The organism is Planktotalea frisia (assembly GCF_001890925.1).
Taxonomy (GTDB): domain Bacteria; phylum Pseudomonadota; class Alphaproteobacteria; order Rhodobacterales; family Rhodobacteraceae; genus Planktotalea; species Planktotalea frisia.
In genome coordinates this window covers 38,000-55,049 of sequence record NZ_MLCB01000143.1, presented here as the reverse complement: position 1 = coordinate 55,049, position 17,050 = coordinate 38,000, and the positions used below count along the sequence as shown (strand labels likewise).

General features: G+C 53.7%; 19 protein-coding genes. 5 read left to right on the top strand and 14 right to left on the bottom strand.

All coding sequences use genetic code 11. From position 1 onward, the window contains the following. The first annotated feature begins 13 nt into the window (after positions 1-13). The 5 genes from ccrA to PFRI_RS11700 all read left to right on the top strand — a co-directional run bounded on the left by ccrA (position 14) and on the right by PFRI_RS11700 (position 5,415). Positions 14-1,297 carry a crotonyl-CoA carboxylase/reductase gene (gene ccrA / locus PFRI_RS11725; protein WP_072630897.1) on the top strand — a complete coding sequence of 428 codons (1,284 nt, stop codon included), beginning with the start codon at positions 14-16 and terminating at the stop codon, positions 1,295-1,297. A gap of 361 nt (positions 1,298-1,658) precedes the next feature. After that, the gene (locus PFRI_RS11715; RefSeq protein WP_072630895.1) at positions 1,659-2,387 is read left to right on the top strand and encodes a helix-turn-helix transcriptional regulator; all 729 of its coding nucleotides are present in this window, start codon (positions 1,659-1,661) and stop codon (positions 2,385-2,387) included. 84 nt (positions 2,388-2,471) lie between these two features. Continuing rightward, positions 2,472-3,107 (top strand): acyl-homoserine-lactone synthase, encoded by a 636-nt coding sequence (locus tag PFRI_RS11710; protein WP_072630940.1) that lies wholly within the window; start codon positions 2,472-2,474, stop codon positions 3,105-3,107. A gap of 53 nt (positions 3,108-3,160) precedes the next feature. After that, positions 3,161-4,690, top strand: a complete 1,530-nt coding sequence (locus PFRI_RS11705; RefSeq protein WP_072630894.1) for an ATP-dependent DNA helicase — start codon at positions 3,161-3,163, stop codon at positions 4,688-4,690. After that, on the top strand, positions 4,687-5,415 hold the full coding sequence (locus PFRI_RS11700) for an SDR family oxidoreductase (protein ID WP_072630893.1): 729 nt from the start codon (positions 4,687-4,689) through the stop codon (positions 5,413-5,415). Before PFRI_RS11705 ends, PFRI_RS11700 begins: the two co-directional genes overlap by 4 nt. A 58-nt stretch (positions 5,416-5,473) precedes the next feature. Here PFRI_RS11700 and PFRI_RS11695 read toward each other — a convergent pair whose 3' ends face one another. The 14 genes from PFRI_RS11695 to trpS form a co-directional block, all read right to left on the bottom strand. Continuing rightward, complete coding sequence (locus PFRI_RS11695) at positions 5,474-6,232, bottom strand: TIGR02186 family protein (protein WP_072630892.1); 759 nt, start codon at positions 6,230-6,232, stop codon at positions 5,474-5,476. Continuing rightward, on the bottom strand, positions 6,232-7,149 hold the full coding sequence (locus tag PFRI_RS11690; RefSeq protein ID WP_072630891.1) for a sulfite exporter TauE/SafE family protein: 918 nt from the start codon (positions 7,147-7,149) through the stop codon (positions 6,232-6,234). The genes PFRI_RS11695 and PFRI_RS11690 overlap by 1 nt, the downstream gene beginning before the upstream one ends. 91 nt (positions 7,150-7,240) lie before the next feature. Then, entirely contained in the window at positions 7,241-8,206 is a 966-nt protein-coding gene (locus tag PFRI_RS11685) for an ABC transporter permease (RefSeq protein WP_072630890.1), read from the bottom strand. After that, a complete protein-coding gene (locus PFRI_RS11680) occupies positions 8,206-9,300 on the bottom strand; it encodes an ABC transporter permease (protein WP_072630889.1) in 1,095 nt (364 codons plus the stop codon). Before PFRI_RS11680 ends, PFRI_RS11685 begins: the two co-directional genes overlap by 1 nt. Beyond that, positions 9,300-10,847: an ABC transporter ATP-binding protein gene (locus tag PFRI_RS11675; RefSeq protein ID WP_072630888.1), complete on the bottom strand. Its 1,548-nt coding sequence runs from the start codon at positions 10,845-10,847 to the stop codon at positions 9,300-9,302. The genes PFRI_RS11680 and PFRI_RS11675 overlap by 1 nt, the downstream gene beginning before the upstream one ends. Further along, positions 10,847-11,212 (bottom strand): nuclear transport factor 2 family protein, encoded by a 366-nt coding sequence (locus PFRI_RS11670; RefSeq protein WP_072630887.1) that lies wholly within the window; start codon positions 11,210-11,212, stop codon positions 10,847-10,849. The genes PFRI_RS11675 and PFRI_RS11670 overlap by 1 nt, the downstream gene beginning before the upstream one ends. 83 nt (positions 11,213-11,295) lie before the next feature. Then, positions 11,296-12,291 (bottom strand): BMP family lipoprotein, encoded by a 996-nt coding sequence (locus tag PFRI_RS11665; RefSeq protein ID WP_072630886.1) that lies wholly within the window; start codon positions 12,289-12,291, stop codon positions 11,296-11,298. A 203-nt stretch (positions 12,292-12,494) separates the two neighbouring features. Continuing rightward, positions 12,495-12,899: a GNAT family N-acetyltransferase gene (locus tag PFRI_RS11660; RefSeq protein WP_072630885.1), complete on the bottom strand. Its 405-nt coding sequence runs from the start codon at positions 12,897-12,899 to the stop codon at positions 12,495-12,497. Beyond that, on the bottom strand, positions 12,896-13,474 hold the full coding sequence (gene tsaB, locus PFRI_RS11655) for a tRNA (adenosine(37)-N6)-threonylcarbamoyltransferase complex dimerization subunit type 1 TsaB (RefSeq protein ID WP_072630884.1): 579 nt from the start codon (positions 13,472-13,474) through the stop codon (positions 12,896-12,898). Before tsaB ends, PFRI_RS11660 begins: the two co-directional genes overlap by 4 nt. 10 nt (positions 13,475-13,484) lie before the next feature. Beyond that, entirely contained in the window at positions 13,485-14,051 is a 567-nt protein-coding gene (locus PFRI_RS11650) for a NifU family protein (protein WP_072630883.1), read from the bottom strand. Between the two features lie 74 nt (positions 14,052-14,125). Beyond that, positions 14,126-14,515 (bottom strand): VOC family protein, encoded by a 390-nt coding sequence (locus tag PFRI_RS11645; RefSeq protein WP_072630882.1) that lies wholly within the window; start codon positions 14,513-14,515, stop codon positions 14,126-14,128. A 3-nt stretch (positions 14,516-14,518) separates the two neighbouring features. Then, complete coding sequence (locus tag PFRI_RS11640; protein ID WP_072630881.1) at positions 14,519-14,974, bottom strand: universal stress protein; 456 nt, start codon at positions 14,972-14,974, stop codon at positions 14,519-14,521. Positions 14,975-15,049: 75 nt separating this feature from the next. Then, on the bottom strand, positions 15,050-15,916 hold the full coding sequence (locus tag PFRI_RS11635) for a branched-chain amino acid aminotransferase (protein WP_072630880.1): 867 nt from the start codon (positions 15,914-15,916) through the stop codon (positions 15,050-15,052). 86 nt (positions 15,917-16,002) lie between these two features. Next, on the bottom strand, positions 16,003-17,022 hold the full coding sequence (gene trpS, locus PFRI_RS11630; protein ID WP_072630879.1) for a tryptophan--tRNA ligase: 1,020 nt from the start codon (positions 17,020-17,022) through the stop codon (positions 16,003-16,005). Positions 17,023-17,050 lie beyond the last annotated feature (28 nt).

Below are 17,050 nucleotides of genomic sequence, written 5' to 3'. Positions count from 1 at the left end.
ACAGGAGGCCAACATGGCTCTGGACACAGAAACTGGGATTATCGCTTACGATGCACCTGAAAAGGACCTGTACGAGATGGGTGAGATGCCGCCTCTCGGATTTGTCCCAAAGTCGATGTATGCATGGGCCATTCGCCGCGAGCGTCACGGAGAGCCGGATACGGCGATGCAGCAAGAGGTGGTTGATGTTCCCACGCTTGATAGCCACGAAGTGCTCGTTCTCGTTATGGCAGCAGGTGTGAATTACAACGGTGTTTGGGCAGCCCTTGGTCAGCCGATCTCCCCGTTTGACGGGCACGGTCAGCCGTACCACATCGCGGGTTCCGATGCTGCGGGCATCGTTTGGGCTGTTGGCGATAAGGTGAAGCGCTGGAAAGTTGGTGACGAAGTTGTCGTGCATTGCAATCAAGATGATGGCGATGATGAGCACTGTAATGGTGGCGATCCAATGTTTTCCACGTCGCAGCGGATTTGGGGCTACGAGACGCCTGATGGCTCGTTCGCACAGTTCACGAATGTTCAAGCTCAGCAGTTAATGCCGCGTCCAAAGCATCTAACGTGGGAAGAGAGCGCTTGCTATACGCTGACACTTGCCACTGCTTATCGGATGTTGTTTGGCCATGAGCCACATGATCTCAAGCCAGGCCAGAACGTTCTTGTTTGGGGGGCTTCCGGTGGTCTTGGCTCTTACGCGATTCAGCTCATCAATACAGCGGGTGCAAATGCCATTGCGGTGATCTCTGATGAGGACAAACGTGATTTCGTTATGGGCCTTGGTGCAAAAGGCGCGATCAACCGCAAAGATTTCAGCTGCTGGGGACAGCTCCCAACGGTGAACACGCCTGAGTATGCTACGTGGTTCAAAGAAGCGCGTAAGTTCGGAAAAGCAATTTGGGATATAACAGGCAAAGGCGTGAACGTTGATATGGTGTTTGAACACCCTGGCGAAAGCACTTTCCCGGTATCGTCGCTCGTTTGTAAAAAAGGCGGGATGGTCGTGATTTGTGCGGGCACCACCGGCTTTAATTGTACGTTTGATGTGCGTTACATGTGGATGCACCAAAAGCGTTTGCAAGGTAGCCACTTCGCTCATCTCAAGCAAGCATCTGCTGCGAACCACCTCATGGTTGAGCGTCGTCTTGATCCATGCATGTCAGAAGTTTTCGAGTGGGACGCGTTGCCCGCGGCGCATATGAAGATGCTGCGCAATGAGCATAAGCCAGGCAATATGGCTGTGCTTGTGCAGTCGCCAAAGACAGGTTTGCGGACATTTGAAGATGCATTAACCGCGAAATAATCCCCAACTGTTTCCACAATGGAAACAACAGCACCCGCGAATCACATTTGTGTTCGCGGGTGCTTTGCTTTTGAGCAGCACTTCTAACGCTTCCAATGTATTAAATTTAGCGGCCTCGCTATTTCTGGGGAGTTGTTTTCCGCGAATACCGAATATTAATCCACTCATGTTAGGGTTGTGTTAATCTTTCATTAACCCCTAAAGGCGAGTGTCATCATGAATAATAATTGGATATTGGACGTTCTGACAGATCTAAAGAAATTCGCGTCTCTCAATGGCCTCTCAGCCTTGGAGCGGGAACTCGATAGCACGCATAGCGTTGCATCTGCGGAATTGGACACGATGATGGAAAGGCCAATCCTTGGCTCAAAATTGGCACCAAGTGGACGTGGACCGCAACCTGGCAGCGCTCGAACGCGCAGCAGGGCTTGAAGACCTTCAAGCAGTCATTGTTGATCTATGTGAAGCCTACCGTATTAACCATATGGTTTATCATTGGGTGAACAGCCAAGGGGACCAATACGGCTGTGGCACCTATTCCCCCGCCTGGGTCGCACGCTACATCGAGAAAGAGTATTTGCGGGTCGATCCTGTGATTCTAGGCTGTAACCAGCGATTTCACCCCGTTGACTGGAAGCGGCTAGATTGGTCCTCAAAAGCGGCACGCTTGTTTCGCAGTGAGGCAATTGAATACGGCGTAGGAAATCAGGGTTTTTCGATTCCTATGCGCGGGCCAAATGGGCAATACGCCCTCTTTACTGCGTCGCATTCTTGCTCGGATGACGAGTGGCAAGTGTTCAAGAACCAGCATCGCAGACCATTGATATTGCTCGCGCATTTCTTCAATCAAAAGGCATTGGAATTTGAACCTGAACGCGTTCCAGAAGCGTCGCGCACACTTTCACCTCGTGAAGTGGACGCGATGACGTTCCTCGCTATGGGTTACAATCGTGCCAAAGCGGCAGATACGATGGAAATTTCCGAGCACACTTTGCGCGTTTATATTGAGTCTGCGCGCTTCAAATTGGGTGCAGTAAACACCACCCACGCAGTTGCCCGCGCTATGAGCCGAGGGTTGATTGTTGTTTAAACCCAAAGACACCGCGCGCTCTGTTCACATCCGTTAAAGCCAAGGTCGTCATCGTCCATCGTTACACAGATGGGGACGACAAAAATGATCAGATATCTATATGCAGACGAGCTAGAGGCATTGCCAGAGCTGAAAAAATCCATGTTTCAGGATCGCGCTGACCAATTCAAAACACGCCTTGGTTGGGACGTTACAGTTAATGAGGATGGTTTTGAACGTGATGAATATGACGATTTTAACCCGCTTTATGTGATCTATCAGCAAGCTGACGGCTCGCATGGTGGATCAATGCGCATGTTGCCAAGCACCGGACGCACAATGGTGAATGAACATTTTTCGGACATTTTGGGCGGCGGTGATGTGCGAAGCCCTGAAATTTGGGAATGCACGCGTTTTTGTCTGTCTCGAACGGCACAGCCACGCACGGCTGCGGCGCTGATGCTTGCGGGCGGCGAGATTATGGAGAACTTCAATGTGCGCCATTTCGTGGGTGTGTTTGATGCACGCATGGTACGCATCTATCGCATCATTGGTGCAAGTCCAGAGGTCTTTGGCAGCACGGGTGAAGGGCGCGCAAAGATCAGCGTTGGGCTATGGTCGTTTACGGCCGAAGCGCGGATGCGCGTTTCTCAAAAGGCAGGGATTTCGCCAGCTCTTTCGCGACTTTGGTTCGAGCGGACCTTTGGTTCCGAGCAGCTTGCACTCGCACAAATCGCATGAACCGCGCAAACCAACGCTGGTGATTTGTCAGGGGCGCAGATACCTTGAGCCCCATGACTTTACCCGCTCTCACGCTCTCCGAAGACCAAGCGGCCGCCTTTGATGCGGTGACCGATATGCTGCGCTCTGCGGGGATCGACTTGGAAGATTCCTTGCTCATGCCGCCACAAGGACCAGAGCAAAGCGTGATGGCATTGATTGGCAAAGCAGGGTCAGGCAAAACGCTGCTGTTGGCCGAGCTTTATAAAGCGCTGGAAGCGGCTGGCGTGGGCATTGTCTCAGGCGAATACGAGAGCCGAAAAAAGAAAGACAAACGCACGCTCGCGATTTTGGCACCGACCAATAAGGCGGCTTTTGTTCTGCGTATGCGCGGCGTTCCTGCCACGACGATCCACCGCATTTTATACACGCCCGTGTATGATCCAGAGTATGAGAAAGTTGCGGAATGGCTTGCTGGAAATGGTGAACGCCCGAGCATCGAAGGGCTAACCGACGAAGCGCTGGATCGTGCGATGGCCTTTTATCAAACCAACAAATCGGTTCCCGGTGCTTTGGCGACAGCGGGCTTGCGTGGCTCGGATTTCATCACAGGCTGGAAGCGTCGCGAAGATCCGCTCGATATTGGGTTTGTCGATGAATCCTCGATGTTGGATGAAAAGCAATTCAATGATCTTAAAGAGATTTTCCCGACTTTAGTGTTGTTTGGTGACCCTGCGCAACTTGCGCCAGTGAACCAGTCTGGCGGGATGGTGTTTGATAGCTTAACAGGCCCACGCAAACTGGAACTGAGCCGTATTCACCGTCAAGATGCCGACAATCCTATCCTTGATCTGGCCCATGCGCTGGCCGATCCACAGCTCGATTTTCAGAGTTTCGAGAAAATGGTAGAAGAGGCGTCGCGCAAAGATGATCGCGTGGTTTGGGGGCAGCGGGTCGAGGTCGATCTGATGGCGCGCTCTCCTGTATTGGTGTGGCGCAACGCGACGAGGATCAGGTTGATCAATGCATTCCGCTCTGTTCATGGCGCGCCAGATGACGCCTTGCTGGAGGGTGAACCGCTGATCTGTGATGGAATCGAGTTGCCGCTCAAGCATCGCAAAAAGCGGCTTGATCTGGAAGCGCGCGGACTTATCAAAGGGGCGCAGGTCATTTATCTCGGACCCGGACGAAAGCCCGGGTTTTCGCGACTTCACGTGATTGGCGCAGAAGATCCCCAGGTGTCTGCGGCTTCGATCGTTAAGATCGAGATGCCGGACGAAGAAGAACCGTTCATTCCCTTTGCAGCCCGCATGGGCGCGACGTTTTTGCATGGTGCAGCGGTGACAATTCACAAAGCGCAGGGCAGTCAATGGGACACCGTTCAAGTGTTTTCGCCTGATTTGTTTGTAGCTGCGCGTATGGGGCGCGTTGAAGCTGGGCAACCATTGTGGAAGCGCTTGGCCTACGTCGCGATAACACGTGCGCAGGAACGGCTGATTTGGGTGACACGCAATCGTTTATCGCGCCCGAGCGGTGCTTTGCGTGTGGATGATTTGCGTGCAGCGCCTGCGGCACCACTGACTTTGGAGACGGAAGAGATATGAAGAGTATTTTGATCACTGGAGCGAGTTCTGGCATTGGTCTTGCGACCGCTGAGTTGTTCCTGAACGAGGGCTGGTGCGTTGGATTGTTGGCGCGGCGTGAAGAACTGCTCGAGGATGTCGCGTCCCGTTATGACACGGCAGTCGCACTGCCTGCGGATGTGACGGATGAACTGGCGGTACAAGAGGCCGTTGCAGGCTTTGCGGATGTCGCAGGTCGTTTAGATGTTTTGTTCAACAATGCGGGCATGTTTGGCAAACAGGCAGAAATTGATGAAATCAGCTATGCGGATTGGCGCGCAGTGGTTGATGTGAATTTGCATGGCATGTTTTTGGCGGCGCAGGCGGCTTACGGGCAAATGAAGAAACAAGACCCGAAGGGTGGGCGGATCATCAACAACGGGTCCATTTCAGCACATAGCCCGCGTGAAAACTCGATTTCTTATACAGCAACAAAGCACGCGATTACGGGAATGACAAAGACGTTGTCTTTGGATGGACGCGCGCATGATATCGCTTGTGGACAGATTGATATTGGCAACGCACGCACAGCTTTGGTGACCGAGTTGGATGAGCGCCGTGCGATGAATGGTTTTGAGCCATTGCCGTCGATGGATGTTGGTGAAGCGGCGCGTGCGGTTTTGCATATGGCGAATTTGCCGCCTGAAGCGAATGTGCAGTTTATGACGATTATGGCGAGCAAGATGCCCTTTATCGGGCGTGGGTAGGGGGCCAGCCCCCGTCGGCCTTGCCGACTCCCCCGAAGTTTATTCGGAAAGATGAAGCCTAATTGCGGCGCAGACCTGTGAAGATCGCAGAAGCTGCCCAGCCGGAGAAGATTGCGATGGCAAGCGAGAGCAATCCGTAGATAAGCGGTTGCTGACGTGAAAGTGTGTAGAGCCAACGTTCTAGCCCGACTTTGCGCACATCGATCAGTGTTTCATACTCAGAGACGACTTTGCCTGAACGTGTGAGGTAGATGCGCGTGCGATATTCGCCTTCGGTCAGGTTTGCTGGCATCGCGATGGACGTCTTAAAGAGTGTTTCTTCGGAGAACTCGACATCGCCTTCCAGCAATTGAAACAGCTTGTTGGCTTTGCGCACGCGGATCACGGCTTCGGTAAAGCTCTGTGAATCAGCGACCGTCATTGGCGCACCAACAGAACGGATCGCACTGGGGATTGAGATTTTATAGCGCAAATCCTCAGTCGAGCTAAGCACTTCATCAAAAGGAGCGCTGGTTGCGACAGCATAAAAGCTGGGGGCAGCATCGACTTCGACGGAATCCGTGTTGATCCAAATGCCAAAACGTTTTTCTTTGCGGCGCACCGTGAGTGGCTCGGAGGGGCCTTGGATCGCCACGATTACTTGTAGCGGATCGCCTGCTGGGATCGCTTCTTCGCGTTTAACAGCCCCGAAGATGAAGATTTCCGAGCCATCGAAATTCGCGGTGATCGCGACTTCGGTTTGGGACATGCCAAGCACAACTTCTTCCGCTTTTGCGGGTAAAGCGAGCGCAAGAAACAGGACCATGAAACGCAGCATCAGTGGCCCCCCGCCGCGCCGAGCGAGTAAAGCTCAGACGGCATCACAAGGAGGTCGAATGCAAGCTTGCCACAGACCGCAAGCACCATGATGGCGAGCAGGATGCGGAGTTGTTCAGCTTTAAGCTTGGTGCCGATACGCGTACCGACTTGCGCGCCAAAAACACCGCCAACGAGCAAAAGAACCGCGAGCACCATATCAACGGTGAAGTTGGTTGTCGCGTGCAAGAGCGTGGTAAATGCGGTGACAAAGATGATCTGAAAAAGCGAGGTTCCAACGACAACTTTCGTCGGCATGCCAAGCAGATAGATCATCGCGGGAACCATAATGAAACCACCGCCGACACCCATGATCGCTGCCAAAACACCAACAGCGACACCCACGATTAGGGGTGGAATGACGGAGATGTAGAGTCCGGAGGTGCGAAAGCGCATCTTGAAAGGCAGTGCATGAATCCAGCCGCGCTGCTTGCGCTTTGGCGCTTTGCCCGGTTTTTTGGATTTGCGGATCGCATTCAGGCTCTCGACGAACATCAAAGCGCCAATAATGCCTAAAAAAAGCACATAGCAGAGTTTGACAAGCAGATCGACTTGGCCCTGTGCTTTCAAATAGTTGAAGACCAGAACGCCCAAAGCAGCGCCCACAAGGCCGCCTATCAAAAGGACAGTTCCCATCCTGAAATCAACGGTCTTGCGTTTCACATGCGCGAGCACGCCAGAGAATGAGGATGCAACGATCTGGTTGGCTTCTGTCGCAACAGCAACCGCAGGCGGGATGCCAATAAAAAACAACAGCGGCGTCATTAAAAAGCCGCCACCGACGCCAAACATACCTGACAGAATGCCCACAATCCCGCCGAGACCCAAAAGGAGAAACGCGTTTACCGAAACTTCGGCGATGGGAAGGTATATTTGCATGAGGCTCCTTAAACCCATGAACCAGCCCTTGGCAAGTCAGCTCAAAGGTTCACTCGCTTTAGGACTGATGTTTCTCGTTGAACTGGACCTATTAGCGCTCTTTTACATAGGGCTCTCCGCCTGCACGGGGGGGAACCGCCTTGCCCACGAAACCCGCAAGGATCACCACTGTTAAGATGTAGGGCAGGGCATCCATGACTTGAACAGGCACTGTAAATGCACCGAGATCAATATTTTGATAGCGCAAGGCGATGGCCTGCAAGAAGCCAAAGAGCAGGCAGGCGCTCAGCGCATACCAAGGACGCCATTTTGCGAAGATCAGCGCCGCAAGCGCGATGAAGCCACGACCTGCCGTCATGTCTTTGACAAAACCCGCTTGCAGTCCAGTGGCCAGATAGGCTCCTGCGATGCCACAAAGTACACCACAGATCGCCACCGCAGCAAAACGCAGGCCAACTACCGACACACCAGCGGTATCAACCGCCGCGGGGTTTTCACCAACCGCGCGCAGACGCAGGCCAAAACGCGTGCGAAACAGGATCCACCATGTTGCAGGCACAGCAGCGAGAGCAACGTAGACGAGGATGGAATGACCGGAAATCAGTTCTGAATAGATCGGGCCAAGGAATGGAACATCGCTGAGCGCTTCTGCAAATGGCAGCTCGATTGGATTGAAACGGCCTTCACTCATCAGCGACGGCGTGCGCCCGCCCTGTTTGAACCAGCTTTGTGCAATCAAAACGGTCATACCAGCGGCAAGGAAGTTGATCGCAACGCCGGAAATCAGTTGGTTGCCGCGAAACGTGATCGAAGCGAGGCCGTGAATACCAGACAGGAAAAGCGACGCCGCGATACCTGCGAGCAAGCCAAGCCAGACAGAGCCTGTCATTGCCGCAATCGCAGCAGAGAAGAACGCGGCTGCGAGCATTTTACCCTCTAAGCCAATGTCGAAGATGCCTGCGCGCTCAGAAAATAGCCCTGCGAGACAAGCGAGCAAAAGAGGGGTCGCAAGACGAACAGTGCTATCGAGCACTTGGATAATGGTGAGAAAATCCATCATGCATCTCCCTTTCTAAACATCAGAAAGAGCTTCTCGAGCGGCATGCGCACCATATTATCAAGCGCGCCGGTAAACAGGATGACCAGCGCTTGGATCACGACGATCAACTCGCGCGGAATGGATGTCCAAAGCGCCAGTTCTGCGCCACCTTGGTACAGAAAACCGAACAAAATCGCGGCTAGGAACACGCCAAAGGGATGTGAACGTCCCATGAGTGCCACAGCGATTCCGATGAAACCCGCCCCTTCAGTCGAGTTCATGATCAGTCGTTCGCCTTCCCCCATGACATTGTTGATTGCCATCATGCCAGCTAGTCCGCCTGAAATGAGCATCGCGACAACTGTGATTTTGACTGGGCTGATACCTGCATACTTCGCACCAGATTCAGAGTGCCCGAATGCGCGGATTTCATAGCCAAGACGGGTGCGCCAGATCAGGAAGTAGACCGCAACGCAGGCGATAATTGCTACAATGAGCGAAACATTCGCAGGGGCCGCTTTGGAAAACGCGATACCGAAAGGTTCCAAGATATCGTGCAGCGTTGGCAGATGCGTCGTCTCAGGAAACTTAGCAGTCGCGGGGTCCATCGACCCTTTCGGGCGCATGACATTAACCAGCAAGTAGTTAAGCAAAGCGGCGGCGATGAAGTTAAACATGATCGTGGTAATCACGATATGACTGCCGCGCTTTGCTTGTAAATACGCGGGCAAAAACGCCCAAGCCGCACCGAAGGCAGCAGCCGAAAGGGTCGCAAAGATAAGCGCCAAGGACCAATGCGGCCACGGCATGTACAGGCAGACAACGGCGACACCAAGTCCGCCGAGCATCGCTTGCCCTTCACCGCCGATGTTGAACATGCGCGCATGGAACGCGACTGCGACGGCAAGGCCGGTGAACATAAAGTTCGTCGCATAATAGAGCGTGTAGCCCCAGCCGTAAGTGCTCCCGAGTGAGCCTTGCACCATCAATTTGACAGCTGCGACAGGATCTTCCCCAATAGCCACAATCACAAGCGCAGAGAGAATTGCGGCAAGCAATAGCGAGATAATCGGAACGAGGACCGCGTCGGCCCATGCTGGCATTTTTTCCATTATGCAGCTTCCTCTTCAACGACACCGGCCATCATCAGACCCAGCTCTTTTTCATCAGTTTTTGCAGGATCACGAAAGCCCATAAGTTGCCCATCGAACATCACGGCAATGCGGTCGGACAAAGCGAAAATTTCATCAAGCTCGACAGAGACCAGCAAAATGGCCTTACCTTGATCGCGCAGAGCGACGATCTGTTGGTGGATAAACTCAATCGCACCAATATCGACTCCGCGTGTGGGTTGACCGATCAGAAGCAAATCAGGATTGCGTTCGATCTCTCGCGCTAAAACAATCTTTTGTTGATTGCCGCCAGAGAAATTCTTGGCGGTGAGCTTCGGATTAGGTGGCCGCACATCAAAGCGCTGCATCTTGCCTTCGGTATCTGCGCGAATCGCGGCGTTATTCATCAAGATACCCGATTGATAGGCAGGATCACGGTGATAGCCAAAAGCGGTGTTTTCCCAAGCCATGAAATCCATGATCAGACCTTCGCGTTGACGATCCTCTGGCACATGCGCAATGCCGCGCGCTCGGCGGGATTGCCCGTCAGAGGAATTGCCAGTGAGATCAATGTCTTGCCCATTCACGCGAATAACGCCTGTACCGGAAGTGATCCCGCCGAGCACTTCGAGCAGCTCAGATTGGCCGTTGCCCGCAACACCCGCGATCCCAAGGATTTCACCCGCTTTCACATCGAGCGAAATGCCTTTGACCCGCTCAACACCTTTTTCGTCTACAACGCGCAAGTTCTCAACTTCGAGCACTGTCTGTTTTGGGGTCGCAGGGACTTTGTCCACTTGCAACAACACCTTACGGCCCACCATCAACTCTGCCAATCCAGCAGGGGAGGTCTCAGACGTCTTCACAGTTGCCGTCATTTCACCACGACGCATGACGCTCACTGTGTCGGTCGTATCCATGATCTCGCGCAGCTTGTGGGTGATCAGGATGATCGTCTTACCCTCTTCGCGCAAACGGTTCAGGATGCGGAACAATTGGTCCGCTTCGGCAGGGGTCAACACGCCTGTGGGTTCATCAAGGATCAAAATATCCGCTTGGCGATAGAGCGCTTTGAGGATTTCGACACGCTGCTGATGGCCCACGCTCAGGTTTTCGACAATCGCGTCAGGATCAACGTCCAAGCCGTACTCAGACGCCAAGTCCGTCAACGACTGGCGCGCTTTCGCGAGGGATGGCCGCAACATTGCGCCGTCTTCTGCACCTAAGATGATATTCTCAAGCACCGTGAAATTTTCGACCAGTTTGAAGTGCTGGAACACCATTCCGATCCCCGCTGCAATCGCCGCTTGGCTGTCAGGGATCAAAGTCTTTTTGCCGCTAATAAAAATCTCGCCCTTATCCGCTTTGTAAAAGCCATAAAGGATGCTCATCAGCGTTGATTTGCCCGCGCCATTTTCACCGATAATCCCGTGGATCGTACCGGGCATCACGCGGATGGAGATATCTTTGTTGGCTTGAACAGGTCCAAACGCCTTGGAAATCCCTTTGAGTTCAATGGCTGGAGAAATGTCGGCGGCAGTGTTCATTACTCTGGTGCTCCAGTGCCAACAAAGCCGATCATGCGCGCGATTTTGTCGCCGTCCATGTCCGCGAAATACTGGCCGTGCTGCACCATTTCTTTGCCGTCCGGCCCCATACCGCCAAACGCGACTGTCGCGCGGTGACTGTTCCCGATCGTGCTGAGGTTTACGACCTTAGCTGTCCATCCGGGCGCACCTGCGCTGAACATGTTGACGTAGCCCGCTATCGCCGCTGGGCCTGAAAGCGCTTCAGGAGAACGCGGGTCAGCATATGTACCATCCGCAGTGAATGCAGCGGCAATTGCCTCGGCACGTGGCGCGTCATCGCTCATGCCCCAAGCCTCGAAAAATGTGGTTATGCTGTCGCTCATCTGATCTCTCCCAAAATCGTATAAATCAAAAAGGCCGCGCCACTTTTGTGCGCGGCCTTTCTAGTCTTGCGTACCAGTTAAGCTTAGAAGCTTAGCGCTGGGCAGCTGTCGTCGGACATGTAGTCGTGGACCATCAGCTCGCCGGAAGAGATCTTCGCAGCCGCATCATCAACCATTTTCTGCATGTCAGCAGACACGAGGGACGCGTTGTTCTCATCCATCGCGTAACCGATGCCGCCATTGGCGATACCCATGACGTTAAAGCCTGTTTCCATGTCAGGACCGTCTGTCATTGCCTGATACACAGCGTTATCAACACGCTTCATCATGGATGTCAGAACTTTGCCCGGGTGCAGGTAGTTCTGGTTGGAATCGACGCCAATGGACAAGATGCCCTCATCCGCTGCTGTTTGAAGAACACCAACGCCTGTGCCGCCTGCCGCTGCATACACAACGTCCGCGCCTTGGCTGATCTGTGCTTTCGTCAACTCGGAACCCTTTACCGGATCATTCCAAGCTGCAGGTGTCGTGCCTGTCATGTTTGCAACAACTGTCGCGTCTGCGTTTGCCGCCATGACACCCTGTGCGTAGCCACAAGCGAACTTGCGGATCAGTGGGATGTCCATGCCGCCAATGAAGCCAACTGTGTTGGACTTGGACGCCATCGCAGCCATCATGCCGACGAGGTAGGAACCCTCATGCTCGTTGAAAACAACAGAGCGCACGTTTGGCTGATCAACAACCATGTCGATGATCGCGAACTTAGTGTCAGGATAGTCAGGCGCAACTTCAGCCAAAACGTTGCCAAAGGCGAAACCGGTCATGACGATCGGGTTAGAACCTGCTTCTGCGAAACGACGCAGTGCTTGCTCACGCTGAGCTTCAGACTGAAGCTCGATCTCGCGGAATGTGCCGCCTGTTTCTTCTGCCCAACGCTGCGCGCCAGCAAACGCGGATTCGTTAAAGGATTTGTCGAACTTGCCACCAAGATCGAAGATCATCGCAGGCTCAGCGACGAGCGTTCCGGCTGAAAGTGCCAGAGCAGCAGCGCCGCCTAGAATTTTGTGCATTACAGACATTGAAGTCTCCCAGTTGTTTTTGTGTGAGGGCGTTGAATTGGTAACAGGCCAATTCACACCGTGCGCGAGAGGTCGCGCGCTCATTGCGGGATTAGGGCGCACAGAGCGGACGGGGTCAACCGATTCTTAATGTTTTTGATTGGCAGAGAGCGTCTGTTGGTCTTGACTTAACGTCAGTGGATGCAGGGCCGAAGCATCTTTTTTCAGATGCTTTTCGACATGAGCAAAGCATCAGCACGTTGCCCGTTTTTAAGGCGGTAATATTTCGCACGCACCCCGTCGAGTTGCCAACCCGCTTTAGTGTAGAGCGCAATTGCCGGAGCGTTGTGCGCGGCCACCTCAAGCAGCAGTCGCGTGCAGTCGCGTTCACGTGCAAGAGTTTCGAATTGATCCAGCATCATGCGCCCGCATCCCTTACGTTGATATGAAGGATCAGTCGCGATTTGCAACAATTCGGCTTCGTCCAACGTTACACAACCAAGGGCAAACGCATGCGGATACGTCGCCAAAATTGCACCGGGTTGCGCAAGTTGCTGTTCAAAACTGCGCGCGCTCCAAGGGCTTTCACTCGCTTTTGCGTGCAAAACTTCCAGTTCGATTGGCGTCACGGCACAATCCGTGGCGGTGCATCGCGCGCTGGGGCCGCATCTGCGGACTTGATGTAGAGCGGCGCGGGCCTTGGATGTGCTTCACCAATCTGCATCGCCGCAAGTCTTGCGATTGTTGCTGCAGGGTTGAAGTCTTCGGGCTCAAACACAAGCGGCTGGCCGAGCATTTGCGCGTGATCAAGCGCAATCAAGCGCGGCTCTTTATCGGTCTCTTTGACATAAACCTTGTCTTGCGGAGCAGAAACGCAAGGCACGCCAGCCTCACCAAACGCTGACTTAATCACATCAAACCGGTTCACCCCAATTGCAGGGATCCCCAGCCCCAGCGCAAGACCGCGCGCGGCACTGACAGACACACGGATGCCTGTGAAATTTCCAGGGCCCACGCCGACGCCAATGGCGTCAAGATCGCTCCATACATGAGTGTTTTGTGCCAAGAGTTCTTCAAGCAACACCATCAGGCGCTCCGCTTGTCCGCGCGACATCTCTTCCCGCGCGGTTGCAATAATTTCGCCGTCTCGCAAAAGCGCTGCCGCTACGTGCGCTGCACTCGTATCAAAGCCGAGAACAATCATTCCCAATCACTTAGACAGCGACGGGGCGCACTTCGGTAACTTCGGGAATGTAGTGGCGCAACAGGTTTTCGATGCCCATTTTCAACGTCAAAGTAGATGATGGGCAACCCGCACAGGCGCCTTGCATGTGAAGATACACGATGCCGCGCTCAAAACCGTGGAATGTGATGTCGCCACCATCTTGCGCAACCGCTGGGCGGACGCGGCTATCCAGCAGCTCTTTGATCTGACCTACGATTTCACCGTCTTCGCCGGTATGTTCCGCATGACCAGAGTTCGGCTGAGCGGTATCGCCTGCCATTACAGCCGCGCCGGATTGGAAGTGCTCCATGATCGCGCCAAGTAGTGCAGGCTTAATGTGGTCCCACTCAACAGCGTCTGTCTTGGTGACGGTAACGAAGTCTGTTCCAAAGAACACACCACTTACGCCATCCACTGCGAAAATCCGTGCCGCGAGCGGGGAAACCTCAGCGCCGACAGCACTTGGGAAATCGGCTGTGCCCATCTCCAAAACCGTTTGACCGGGCAGGAATTTCAGTGTCGCTGGGTTGGGCGTGGATTCTGTCTGAATGAACATGGGCATCTCTCCGTCAATCTGCGCTAGATATGTGAAGCGCACAGCACTTTGTCAATGTTTAGAATAATTCTAAACTAGCTGGTGAGCTGGAGCAAGTCCCAACGATTGCCAAATGGATCGCGAAACACAGCGACACTGCCGTATGGCTCATGGCGTGGTTCTTCTTCAAAAAGAACGCCTGCCGCACTCATCCGCGCAAAGTCTGCGTCAAAATCATCTGTGTGCAAAAAGAACCCGACGCGCCCGCCTGTCTGATTGCCAATCGCTGCGCTTTGCGTATCACCGTTCGCTCTAGCAAGCAAAAGCCGCGTTTGAGCCCCTTTTGGTGCTATCAGCACCCAACGTTTTGTCTCGCTTTGCTGGGTGTCCTCGATCAGATCAAAGCCAAGTGTGTCGACATAAAACGCGATGCCAGCATCGTAGTCGGGCACGACCAAAGCCACGGCAGAAATATGCTGGCCCATCTATTATGTGATCGCTTCGAGGCGCTCTTTACTCAACTCGCCTGGAACAATCGTGATCGGAATATCGAGCGTACCTGAATTCTTGGTCAATTGCGTCACCAAAGGGCCGGGGCCCTTTTTGTCGGAACTCGCGCCAAGCACCAGAACCCCAACTTCGTCGTCATCTCTGCATTGTGCTAAAATTTGCTCGACCGGATCGCCCTCACGAATGACCAGTTCGGGGTCGACCCCTTGCTTATCGCGCATCCACTTCGCGAAGACCTCGAAATGCGCATGAATACGCTCCCGCGCTTCTTCGCGCATGATGTCACCAATGCCAATCCAGTGGTTAAACTCGTCCGGCGGGATCACCGACAGGATCTCTACGCCACCACCCGTATGAGCCGCGCGCATCGCTGCAAACCGCATTGCATTCAAGCATTCACGGCTATCGTCGAGGACTACCAGAAATTTCCGCATATCGTTGCTCCTTGCACGCTGCTCAGGATCATGACGCAAGGCATATGTCTGCGCAACGGCTTTTCGTCACAGCAATTAAAGCGGTTGGGACGCGGCCCAATCCCAATACATCTCGCGTGCGCGTTTGGTCATGGGACCAACTTGATACTGGCGATCTTCAAAGGCAGTCACGGGGGTGATCTTGCTCATATTGCCGCTCAGGAACACTTCATCTGCTGCGCTGAAATCCGCGAATGTCAGGACTTTTTCGTGCACTTTAACACCATCCTGTGCAAAATTCGCGATATGACGCGCACGGGTTATGCCTGACAAAAATGTGCCATTGGCAATCGGGGTAAAGACTTCGCCGTCTTTAACCATAAACACATTCGCAGTCGCGGTCTCTGCGACATTGCCCATCACATCCGCAACCAAAGCATTGCCAAACCCCTTGCTGCGCGCCTCTGCCAACATGCGGGCATTGTTGGGATAAAGACAGCCCGCCTTTGCATTCACGACATTGTCCTCTTGCACAGGACGTCGGAACCTTGTCGTACAAAGCGTAGTAGCGGCACTCTCAGGAGCCATCGGAATGGCCTCCAGACAGATGGCAAAACCTGTCCGGTTTTCACGCGGCACAATGCCCATTTCATCGCCGTCCAAGGCCCAATACATGGGACGAATATAAACCGCCTCTTCCGGGGAATAGGCTTTGAGCCCGTCGCGCACAATTTCCAGCATATCCTCAGTGGTGACCGTCGGTGTGATCATCAAAGCACTGGCAGACTGGTTCACACGAGCAAGATGCGGTTCCAGATCAGGAGCGCGGCCATTCACATAGCGCGCACCGTCGAATACGGTCGTTCCAAGCCACGACCCGTGATCCGCGGCGCGCATAATCTTGAGGTCTTCATCATGCCAAGCGCCTTCGTAAAACGTCCGAATTTTCGTTCCCGTTGCCATGATCTTCCTCTCTTCAAAAATATCCAAAAACCGCTCTGCCCCTTCAGGCAGAGCTTATAAAGCGCGCCCTTGGGCGCACTATGAGATCAAGAGCGGATCATGCCAACGATATCATAAGTTTTTTCCAGAATCGGAGTCGCAATCGCGCGCGCGCGGCCAGAACCTTCACCCAAAATACGATCAATCTCAGCCGGATCATTCATCAAACGCGCCATTTCGGTGCTGATCGGGGACAGCTTCTCAACTGCCAAGTCAACCAGCATCGGCTTGAATTCAGAGAACTGCTTGCCGCCAACGTCGCTCAAAACCGCATCCACATCCATGTCCGACAAAGCGGCAAAGATGTTTACCAGATTGCGCGCTTCGGGACGCTCGCTCAAACCCTCTACTTCGGAAGGCAAGGCATCCGGATCGGTCTTCGCCTTGCGGATCTTCTTGGCAATCGTGTCCGCGTCGTCGGTCATATTGATCCGTGATGCATCAGAGGGATCAGACTTTGACATCTTCTTAGACCCATCGCGAAGCGACATTACACGCGTCGCAGCACCCTCAATCACAGGCTCGGTCATCGGGAAAAAATCCACGCCGAAATCATGATTGAACTTTGCCGCGACGTCGCGGGTTAATTCCAAGTGCTGCTTTTGATCCTCTCCGACTGGAACATGCGTAGAGTGATAGATCAAAATATCCGCAGCCATCAGCGCAGGATAGCCGAACAATCCAAGGGATGCGTTCTCAGCATTCTTGCCCGCCTTGTCCTTGAACTGGGTCATACGCTTCATCCAGCCCATGCGGGCGATGCAGCTAAAGAGCCAGCCAAGCTCTGCGTGTGCACTGACTTGGCTTTGGTTGAACAGGATGGATTTGCTTGGATCAAGCCCAGCCGCAATATAGCCAGCAGCCAATTCGCGGGTGTTGTGGCGCAGATCAGCAGGGTCTTGCCAGACGGTGATGGCATGTAAATCGACCATGCAGTACAGCGTTTCAATGCCGCTTTCCTGCATATCGACAAAGCGCTTGATCGCGCCAAGATAGTTGCCAAGGGTCAGGCCGCCGGAAGGCTGAATGCCTGAAAAGACACGGGGTGTGTGGACCACCTCTGTCATGATAATTCTCCATCTGGAATTAAGGGTC

Coding starts and splice junctions, on each gene's coding strand:
- PFRI_RS11635 (WP_072630880.1), bottom strand. CDS start 15,916: ATGGCAACGGGAACGAAAATTCGGACGTTTTACGAAGGCGCTTGGCAT.
- PFRI_RS11710 (WP_072630940.1), top strand. CDS start 2,472: ATGATCAGATATCTATATGCAGACGAGCTAGAGGCATTGCCAGAGCTG.
- trpS (WP_072630879.1), bottom strand. CDS start 17,022: ATGACAGAGGTGGTCCACACACCCCGTGTCTTTTCAGGCATTCAGCCT.
- PFRI_RS11645 (WP_072630882.1), bottom strand. CDS start 14,515: ATGGGCCAGCATATTTCTGCCGTGGCTTTGGTCGTGCCCGACTACGAT.
- PFRI_RS11670 (WP_072630887.1), bottom strand. CDS start 11,212: ATGAGCGACAGCATAACCACATTTTTCGAGGCTTGGGGCATGAGCGAT.
- PFRI_RS11700 (WP_072630893.1), top strand. CDS start 4,687: ATGAAGAGTATTTTGATCACTGGAGCGAGTTCTGGCATTGGTCTTGCG.
- PFRI_RS11695 (WP_072630892.1), bottom strand. CDS start 6,232: ATGCTGCGTTTCATGGTCCTGTTTCTTGCGCTCGCTTTACCCGCAAAA.
- PFRI_RS11690 (WP_072630891.1), bottom strand. CDS start 7,149: ATGCAAATATACCTTCCCATCGCCGAAGTTTCGGTAAACGCGTTTCTC.
- tsaB (WP_072630884.1), bottom strand. CDS start 13,474: ATGATTGTTCTCGGCTTTGATACGAGTGCAGCGCACGTAGCGGCAGCG.
- PFRI_RS11650 (WP_072630883.1), bottom strand. CDS start 14,051: ATGTTCATTCAGACAGAATCCACGCCCAACCCAGCGACACTGAAATTC.
- PFRI_RS11640 (WP_072630881.1), bottom strand. CDS start 14,974: ATGCGGAAATTTCTGGTAGTCCTCGACGATAGCCGTGAATGCTTGAAT.
- PFRI_RS11675 (WP_072630888.1), bottom strand. CDS start 10,847: ATGAACACTGCCGCCGACATTTCTCCAGCCATTGAACTCAAAGGGATT.
- PFRI_RS11665 (WP_072630886.1), bottom strand. CDS start 12,291: ATGTCTGTAATGCACAAAATTCTAGGCGGCGCTGCTGCTCTGGCACTT.
- PFRI_RS11680 (WP_072630889.1), bottom strand. CDS start 9,300: ATGGAAAAAATGCCAGCATGGGCCGACGCGGTCCTCGTTCCGATTATC.
- PFRI_RS11685 (WP_072630890.1), bottom strand. CDS start 8,206: ATGGATTTTCTCACCATTATCCAAGTGCTCGATAGCACTGTTCGTCTT.
- ccrA (WP_072630897.1), top strand. CDS start 14: ATGGCTCTGGACACAGAAACTGGGATTATCGCTTACGATGCACCTGAA.
- PFRI_RS11705 (WP_072630894.1), top strand. CDS start 3,161: ATGACTTTACCCGCTCTCACGCTCTCCGAAGACCAAGCGGCCGCCTTT.